12 protein-coding genes and 1 other annotated feature are annotated in these 7,697 nt (G+C 36.9%); all 12 genes read left to right on the plus strand.

What is annotated here, in order from left to right; genetic code table 11:
- The coding region (locus AC1DWN_RS22710; protein ID WP_477561176.1) for a hypothetical protein at window positions 1-602 on the plus strand (602 nt) is incomplete at its 5' end.
- A gap of 25 nt (window positions 603-627) precedes the next feature.
- Window positions 628-1,080, plus strand: coding sequence for a GNAT family N-acetyltransferase (locus AC1DWN_RS22715; protein WP_477561177.1), 453 nt, complete (start codon window positions 628-630; stop codon window positions 1,078-1,080).
- Between the two features lie 92 nt (window positions 1,081-1,172).
- Window positions 1,173-1,889 carry a WecB/TagA/CpsF family glycosyltransferase gene (locus AC1DWN_RS22720; protein WP_477561178.1) on the plus strand — a complete coding sequence of 239 codons (717 nt, stop codon included), beginning with the start codon at window positions 1,173-1,175 and terminating at the stop codon, window positions 1,887-1,889.
- A 134-nt stretch (window positions 1,890-2,023) separates the two neighbouring features.
- Complete coding sequence (locus AC1DWN_RS22725) at window positions 2,024-2,425, plus strand: hypothetical protein (protein ID WP_477561179.1); 402 nt, start codon at window positions 2,024-2,026, stop codon at window positions 2,423-2,425.
- Window positions 2,426-2,524: 99 nt separating this feature from the next.
- Window positions 2,525-2,818, plus strand: coding sequence for a hypothetical protein (locus AC1DWN_RS22730; protein WP_477561180.1), 294 nt, complete (start codon window positions 2,525-2,527; stop codon window positions 2,816-2,818).
- Between the two features lie 76 nt (window positions 2,819-2,894).
- Window positions 2,895-3,392, plus strand: coding sequence for a ribonuclease FAU-1 family protein (locus tag AC1DWN_RS22735; RefSeq protein ID WP_477561181.1), 498 nt, complete (start codon window positions 2,895-2,897; stop codon window positions 3,390-3,392).
- A 25-nt stretch (window positions 3,393-3,417) separates the two neighbouring features.
- Window positions 3,418-4,176, plus strand: coding sequence for an alpha/beta hydrolase family protein (locus AC1DWN_RS22740; protein ID WP_477561182.1), 759 nt, complete (start codon window positions 3,418-3,420; stop codon window positions 4,174-4,176).
- A 39-nt stretch (window positions 4,177-4,215) separates the two neighbouring features.
- Window positions 4,216-4,779, plus strand: coding sequence for a GNAT family N-acetyltransferase (locus tag AC1DWN_RS22745; protein WP_477561183.1), 564 nt, complete (start codon window positions 4,216-4,218; stop codon window positions 4,777-4,779).
- Between the two features lie 40 nt (window positions 4,780-4,819).
- Window positions 4,820-5,476 (plus strand): DUF3885 domain-containing protein, encoded by a 657-nt coding sequence (locus AC1DWN_RS22750; protein ID WP_477561184.1) that lies wholly within the window; start codon window positions 4,820-4,822, stop codon window positions 5,474-5,476.
- Entirely contained in the window at window positions 5,445-6,266 is an 822-nt protein-coding gene (locus AC1DWN_RS22755) for a GNAT family N-acetyltransferase (protein ID WP_477561185.1), read from the plus strand. Before AC1DWN_RS22750 ends, AC1DWN_RS22755 begins: the two co-directional genes overlap by 32 nt.
- A 79-nt stretch (window positions 6,267-6,345) precedes the next feature.
- Window positions 6,346-7,146, plus strand: coding sequence for a GNAT family N-acetyltransferase (locus AC1DWN_RS22760; protein ID WP_477561186.1), 801 nt, complete (start codon window positions 6,346-6,348; stop codon window positions 7,144-7,146).
- Between the two features lie 105 nt (window positions 7,147-7,251).
- Window positions 7,252-7,515 (plus strand) — a binding site (T-box leader).
- A 42-nt stretch (window positions 7,516-7,557) separates the two neighbouring features.
- Window positions 7,558-7,697: class I tRNA ligase family protein (locus tag AC1DWN_RS22765; RefSeq protein WP_477561187.1), on the plus strand; the 140-nt coding region annotated here is incomplete at its 3' end.

Consider the following 7,697-nt stretch of genomic DNA (forward strand, 5'->3'; position numbering starts at 1 on the left):
CATCGAGTGCCCTAGCCTTGAGTTACGACGGTTATCATATACCTGAAGTGAACACTTGGTGGAAACGTCCAGAACATGAGCATCCTGAATGGTTCTTTGAACGTCAGCTTGACCGATGGAGAATAGCACAGGAGAAAATCAAAGATCATCGTTTTGTTGTAATTGATATTGATCTGTTTCAGCCTTTCTGGTACAACTGGGCTTATGGTTTTACTCTTTTTGGAGGACAGACCCTTGAATTTATCACGGAGTATTACCGTAAGCAATTACTTTCTCATAAGATCGGTTTTCCAGATAAATATTATCTTTTAAACATAAATGAAACTGAATTAAGAAAAAGGAAGGAAGGCGACACGCTTAGAAGACGTGGAGGATTTGAAATGAATCTACAGTTCATTGAACCTCAGAGACATTATTTTGAAGCGTTAAATTCATTTATTCCAGAATTAGTATGTTTCATTGAATCCGTTTCAGTAGAAGACAATATGAAGCAAATTGTCAAGACAATTCCGTCAGGTACTAAAGCACACACTTACTCTGCGGAGTTGTTAGACTTTATGACTAGTTGGCTTAGTGAAAATATGGCTTCAGATTTTTTGTAATATCAGATATTAAGGAGAAAAAAGAATGAAGATACGAAAGTTATTTGCAGATGAACAGCCGCCAATGGAATTACTTTTACTTGCAGACCCTTCCCAGAAACTTGTTGATGAATATGTCAAAAGAGGTCAATGCTATATTTATACATTGGATGATCAGATAATTGGTGTATATGTTTTACTACCAACAAKACCTGAAACGGTTGAAATAGTAAATATAGCAGTTGATGAAAACCACCAAGGCAAAGGGATAGGGAAACAGTTAGTGAATCATGCGATTCAAAAGGCTAAGCTGACGGGTTTTAAAACGATTGAAATCGGTACTGGAAATTCAAGTGTAGTTCAACTTGCTCTTTATCAGAAATGTGGGTTCAGAATAACAGGTGTTGATAGAGACTTTTTTATTAGACATTACACGGAAGAAATATTTGAGAATGGGTTACAAGTTATGGATATGATCCGTTTATCTCAAGATCTATAGTGGGATGAATAGTTCGGTATACAGCTTCGTGCTAAAATATGGATATATGAGAGAGAGGTAGATGGATTCAAATGGAGACCTATTCGCAAATCATGGGAATACCAGTACCTAAATTAACTATGGAAGATACTGTTGAGTTAATTGATCAAGTATTAACGAAAAAGAGTGAGGAACTGTTTCATGTTGTTACACTAAATCCGGAAATAACCATGTCATGTCAATATGATCAGCAGCTCCGTTCCATTGTTAACGAGGCTGGTCTACTAACGGCTGATGGTATGGGTATAGTTATGGTCTCCCGTTTGAAGGGAAATCCACTACCTGAGCGTGTAACTGGATGTGATCTTCTAATTAAATTATTAGAGACAGGTAACCGAAAAAAATGGTCATTCTACTTTCTGGGTGCAGATGAGTTGACGAGTAAAAAAGCAGTTGAAGTAATAAATCTGACATATCCAAATGTTAGAGTATTGGGTAGACATCATGGTTTTTTTGAGCAGGTGGAAGAGACTCGAATAGTAGATGAAATTGCGAATTTGAGTCCCGATGTTTTTATACTTGCAATTGGAGCTCCTAAAGCTGAATTCTGGATTCAAAAGTTCAAAGATAAGCTGAATGTTAGAGTAGCTATTGGTGTCGGCGGAAGTCTCGATATCATAGGTGGAACTGTAAAGAGAGCACCAGTTATATGGCGAAAATTGAATGTGGAATGGCTGTATCGATTGATAAAACAACCTTCTAGATGGCGAAGACAATTAATTTTACCACGTTTTGCGATAAAGGCATTGTTGTTTAAAGAAAATAGATGAATATAACATTTATCTAAGATTTTATATGAAGCTTGATTACTAGGAGGTTGACATAAACGAGTGAGTTCAGCGAAAGCTTTAGTCTTAAAACTTTTGATCAAACAAAAGTAGTAAATCTCATTCAAAAGGCTGGAATGACGGGGTATGTTTATGAGGAAACGAATGGTTGGGTTACCTTTACAGTTGAATATAGAGGGAAACATGTAGACGACATCATTAGTGAATTGAATCCTGGATTGTTAGTTTATTATGTCTATCTTGAAGACCATATGTGGATTTTTAAAATATATAATAAAAATGAGCTTGTGTTTGATTATGAAGCAGATTGGGCTGGAGAGGGACTTGTTATTGAGAAAAAACTATTCGATCTTGAAGTCTTAGAAGAATTGGTTATACAGCAAGGCAACTCCATTGATGATCTTGAGCAAATTTTCGACTTTAAGGATGAGGAAATAAACTATGAAAACCCACCAGCATATCTTATTGCTCAAAAACTTGGGTTAGCTAATTTTCTAGGGTTTCTTCTGATCATTTAAGTGGATTTGATGATAATCAATTAGAAGAGATGGGAATAGGATACGTTGAGTTAAATAAATAGAGTTAAATTCCGTTCCAAGAAGATAGGAGTGATGTTTGTGTCGAAGGAATTAGTTCAAGAATTGATTACTAAATTCGAGCAGTTTTCAGAAAAAGAACAAGACTTAATCTCAAAGGGTCTCAAAAATAACTTTGGCAAGCATCTATCGTTTTCTACAGATAAATTATCCCTAGTAGATGAAAAGGATTTATTGATAATTAAATCTATTATAGACGGTATGATTCTTACCTTACAGAACGTTCCTAATATCATAACTGAGTATGAGCGATTAAAAGACCTACAGTTGCCCTCAATAGTATCATTTGGTCAAATCAATAAATCTGAAGAGTAATTTACTTCTCAATTTGACTGGAGGTTTTAGTCTGTTAAAAAGAAAATACGGAGATCGATCGAATTGGAAACGTGTATTGGAGAGGGAATATGTTCAGTCGTTTCTTGAAACAGAAACCTTTGAAGGACATCTAACGCTACTAAAAATTGTAAAAGTTGAAGAACCGCTGTACGCTAAATATTTTGATAGAAATATATGCATCGCTGATGATGGATATTTATGGATGCAACAATTTCCTTCCGATAAGTACCATTCTGTAACAACAATGTTTAACACCGAGGGGGAAGTAGTCCAATGGTATATTGATATTTGTTACATGAATGGAGTTAGTACGGATAATGTGCCTTGGATGGATGATTTATTTTTGGATATTGTCGTTTTACCATCGGGCGAAGTGGTTCAAAAGGATGTCGACGAACTTGAGGACGCTTTATTCAGTAACATTATAAACAAGCATCAATATGATTTGGCTTGGAACGAATTCAATAGGATTAACGCAGCTTTAAAGGAAGATAATTTCAATTTGTTGAAGCTTTCAAAAGAACATAWAGATTTTTTGTTAGATAAGCTATGATCGTGTATCAAGAAGGAGGTATGTGATGCAGGCATTTGTTCGTAATGGGGATATACTTGGTGATTTATTTTTGGCTCAACCTGAAAGATCTAATGGAGTTGGAATTGTATGGTGTCCGGGCTTACCAAATACCTCTGTTGCAGAAGACATGGCTGTACCACTTTCTAATGCTGGGTTTAGCGTATTACAAGCGAGGTATCCAGGTAGTTGGCAGAGTTACGGGAAGTTTAGTCCTTCTAGTTCTCTTGAGGGTGTAAAGCTAGGATTGGAACTTCTGTCGGCCGGCAAAGCAAAAGACTTAATTACTGAAAGAGAGATACGCTGGTCAATTAATCGTCTTGTTTTGGTAGGAAATAGTTATGGTGGTGGAGTGGCCGCTTGTGCTCTTGCCATGTCAGACTTAGCAGATTCAGCAGTTTCATTTTGTCCAATGATTGATCCAATAAAACAAAATAGTGACCCAACACAACCTGAAGATGATTTAACTACACTCCATCCCTATCTGAAGAGATGTCATGAAAATGTTTTCCGAGGTTTGGATGAATGGGAATGGAATGAATATTTGGAGGGTAAGAGCATATTATACCCACCTTCATATATCGAAAAGCTACGCCATCGCAAGCTACTTCTCGTTCATGGTCAAGATGATAGAACAATTCGTTCCTATCATACAGAAGCGTTTTTTAAATCACTTAAAAGTAATGGGGCAACTCAATGTGAATTGTTGCTGGTTGATGGAGTGGGTCATGGAAAAGCCTTGCGCTCAATAGTTTGGGATCATTAGACGAACTGGCTGCTTAAAAACTAGAAAGGGGATTAATATATGTATAAAGCAATAATTGATAATGACTCATATCTATCGATTCTTGAAGTGAGACATTCTCAAGAACTTTACGATTTAATAAATAGGAGCCGCGAATCTATAAGACAATGGCTCGAGTTTCCTGATAAAACCATAGTCGTTGAAGATACAGAAGCATTCATTAGACGTTCTTTAAATAGGTTTTCGGATAGTAATGGATATTGGGCTGGCATATGGTATAAGGGTCAGATTGCAGGTTGCATAGGTTTTTTACATATAGATTGGAATAATAAACGAACAGAAATAGGTTACTGGCTAGGTTCTGAATTTGAGGGTATTGGACTCATGTCGAAAGCATGCGATGTATTCGTAAAACATGCTTTTAACGATTTGGATTTACGGAAAGTTGAAATCGGTGTTGCGACTAACAATATCAAAAGCCGGGCTATTCCAAAGCGTTTAGGGTTTACTGAGGAAGGCGTAATAAGGAGYTACGAAATTTTACATGGGCAATATCTCGACAGAGTCATTTATGGAGCCATTAAGGACGAATGGTTAGCTAAAACCGGTGTTGTCATGCAATAAATTTATGATTGGCAAGTTAACTGAAACTAGGAGGGGCAATATGAATGCTAATCTCTTACTCGATAAATATCTCGAGCAATATTTTCCTAACCTAGAGGTTGATAAACCTTTATTTTATAATGCCGACATAGGCTTACGATTTGAAATAGGAAACCCAAATCCGGAGGTTAGTGACGAAGTATACTGTGAACAGGTTAATTATCGTTCAACTAGATTGTTCAAAGAAACTCACTATGAAAATGATGATATATTTATAATGCTTTATTTTTATATCAATAGGAAATACACCAAAATAGCAAAAATAAATGCCTTTAGGCATTCTATGAAAAACACAAAGCTTCTCCGCAATCTTAGTTGTAAAACCGTTCCTATACTTGAAGATGATGATGAAGATAATGAAGGCTGGGAAAAATATCGTTATGTTTTACAATGTAAGGTTTCTGATATAAAAGTTATGAAGTTCTTATTTACCAATAGACCTATATTTATCATTAATACGTCCAGACACACCATTTTTCATTTTTACGATAGCCGGGGTTTAGATATAGTGGGTAGCACTATTGAAGCTTTGAAAGACTTATATATTACATATAACCATTGGATACTTGATTATGATAGAGAACAAATAGATCTTGTCTTTAACTCAAACGCAAAAGGAGACAACTATGTTAACGACACAACAACTGCTCGATATTGAACAACTCCAAAAAGAGTGTGAACAGCATGATCATATACATCTGAAACTTAACTGGGAAATGTTGAGAAAACGGGACTCAGACCAGCTTGATTTTCTTCATTATGAAAGTGGCGAGCTTGTAGTGTTTTTAGGTTTGTATGCTTTTGGTTCAACAGTCGAAGTATGCGGTATGGTGAAACCAGGCGAACGACGAAAGGGACATTTTCAACGATTATTCCAGCAAGGAATGGATGCAATCAAACAAAGAGGATATAAGAAAATCTTACTGAATGCACCTGCGCGATCAGATTCAGCAAAAGCTTTTTTGAATAATCAAGGTGCTGACTATGCATTCACAGAACATCAAATGAAGTGGCAGGAACGGTCTTTAGAAGAAGTTGATGGTATTTTTCTGCGACAAGCTACACATGATGATTTTGCTATGCGAGTGCGTTTATCGGTTACAGCGTTCGGTCTCAACGAAGAAAATTCACAAGCAATGGAAACTGAGCTCGACGAGGATAACGACAACGATATGTTCATGATAGTTGTCAACGAAGAAACGGTAGGGAAAATTCGTGTGTATCGAGAAGAGGAGCAAGCGTGGATATACGGATTTTGCATTTTACCAGAGCAGCAAGGCAAAGGAATTGGCAGAAAAGTGTTACGCAGAATCATCAAAGATGAAAGTTCCGCCGGGTATTCGGTACACTTAGAAGTCGAAACGAAAAATGAACATGCTTTAAGGTTATATGAATCAGTCGGGTTCAAAGTAGAACATGCGCAGGATTACTATACGTATCAACCTTAAACATTTCTTCATTTCAATTATCTCTGCAGATCGTTTTTCATCAGTTATGAGCTTGTTAATTAGATAGATGAGGTGGGTCATGTTTGAATTACAAAGTAATGAATTAAGTAAAGTGTTGCCGATGTTTACAGCTATTCAAAACAAAGCCGTTTTTGCTTACTCTGTAATTAAACAGAATCAAAGAGGAAGAGTATTCGTAAATAGTAGGGTTGATCCTACAGCCACTTTCCTTACTAGCTCCGGTGGATTTTATTGTGTTGCTGGGAATGCATCTGATCAGAAGTTTAATGATGCGGTTGCGAGCTTTCTAAACAATCCCGATAACCATATTGGATTTTATGCATTGGCTATATTTACAGATGATTGGGAGAGCGCACTACAGAACTATCAATTCGTTCATGCTAATAAAATAACACGTTCTTATTTCCGATTTAATGAGCAAAAGTTTATTGAGAAAAACAAAGATGTACCTATTATCCTTGATGAAGGATTGAATTATGAAGTATTAAACGAAGATATCTCGAATAGATATCGAGAGAATTTTTATACTTACTACAAGCTGGTTTGGGATTCAGATCAGCACTTTAATGAGCAGGGTGTCGGGCATTTTATTATAAAAGAAGATCATATTATCAGCGTTTGTTCATCCCCTTACGTTGGCAACGGCTTTGCTGAAATCGATATTATTACGGTTGAAGAATATAAACAAAAAGGGCTTGCAACGATAGTTGGCATTGGGTTTATTAATGACTGCCTAAGTAGTAAAAAACTAATACCAAACTGGTGTTGTCATTCAGATAATCATGTATCGGTCTATGTAGCCAATAAACTGGGGTTTGAACAGATTGCTGAACACCCCATGTATTGGTACAATCTGTAAAGGTATTGCGATAAACCTTATCGTATATTGTGGCAAGCTCTCCACATAATAACCTTGACATGAGATTTCATATTTCGTATTATTTACAATAACTTGAATATTCGGAAAAAAGCTATGAAGAGAAAGAGTACCATCGTGATGTCTTTATACAGAGAGCCCCGGTTGCTGAAAAAGGGTAAAGAATAACGTTGGGAATATGGTCTCAGAGCTGCGCATCGAAGCCACATATGGTTGTAGACTGCGCCGGAACCCGCACCCGTTAAAGTGCTAGGGTATAAACGCAAATGCGTCGTACCTGAAGAGGTCAGTGCCGTAAGGTATTGATAAAATTGGGTGGTACCGCGGTGAGCAACAGCTCTCGTCCCTTTGGGATGAGGGCTTTTTTTGTGTCCAAATAAAGGAGGAGTTTTAATGGCAAATATCTTTATTGGAGGAGCATGGCCATATGCGAACGGTTCTTTGCATTTGGGACGTTTGGCAAGTTTATTGCCAGGTGATGTGCTAGCACGTTATTTTCGTTCGAAGGGAGAAAAGGTGTTATATGTTTCGGG

It is taken from the genome of Paenibacillus sp. P4_A7, assembly GCF_056402455.1.

What these genes read in the sequence shown, in the direction of transcription:
- AC1DWN_RS22725 (WP_477561179.1), top strand. Translation starts at nt 2,024, where the DNA reads ATGACGGGGTATGTTTATGAGGAAACGAATGGTTGGGTTACCTTTACA.
- AC1DWN_RS22760 (WP_477561186.1), top strand. Translation starts at nt 6,346, where the DNA reads ATGTTTGAATTACAAAGTAATGAATTAAGTAAAGTGTTGCCGATGTTT.
- AC1DWN_RS22720 (WP_477561178.1), top strand. Translation starts at nt 1,173, where the DNA reads ATGGGAATACCAGTACCTAAATTAACTATGGAAGATACTGTTGAGTTA.
- AC1DWN_RS22740 (WP_477561182.1), top strand. Translation starts at nt 3,418, where the DNA reads ATGCAGGCATTTGTTCGTAATGGGGATATACTTGGTGATTTATTTTTG.
- AC1DWN_RS22750 (WP_477561184.1), top strand. Translation starts at nt 4,820, where the DNA reads ATGAATGCTAATCTCTTACTCGATAAATATCTCGAGCAATATTTTCCT.
- AC1DWN_RS22755 (WP_477561185.1), top strand. Translation starts at nt 5,445, where the DNA reads ATGTTAACGACACAACAACTGCTCGATATTGAACAACTCCAAAAAGAG.